This is a genomic window from Rhodococcus sp. SB1D (assembly GCF_048573875.1).
GTDB classification, from domain to species: domain Bacteria; phylum Actinomycetota; class Actinomycetes; order Mycobacteriales; family Mycobacteriaceae; genus Rhodococcus_F; species Rhodococcus_F qingshengii.
In genome coordinates, this window is record NZ_JBMAIQ010000047.1 from 1 (window position 1) to 339 (window position 339).

Below are 339 nucleotides of genomic sequence, written 5' to 3' on the forward strand. Positions count from 1 at the left end.
CTGAGGGGATTGACCAAGGTTTACGGACCGACGAAAGCGGTGGACGATTTGTCGTTCACGGTCAAGCCGGGCATCGTGACGGGCTTCCTGGGCCCGAACGGTGCAGGTAAGTCGACGACGATGCGGATGATCCTGGGTCTGGATCAGCCGACGTCGGGTGCGGCGTTGATCGAGGGCAAGCCGTACCGCGAGCTCAAGACGCCGTTGCGGACTGTCGGCGCGTTGCTGGATGCGAAGTGGGTGCACCCCAATCGCAGTGCGCGTGCACATCTGCAGTGGATGGCTGCTTCGAACGGGATCCCGAAGTCCCGCGTCGACGAGGTGCTCGGGTTGGTCGGG

At 63.7% G+C, this 339-nt stretch carries 1 protein-coding gene; it reads left to right on the forward strand.

Translation table 11 applies throughout. The features are described 5' to 3' along the window. Positions 1-339: ATP-binding cassette domain-containing protein (locus ACN50D_RS31270; RefSeq protein ID WP_419970265.1), on the forward strand; the 339-nt coding region annotated here is incomplete at both ends.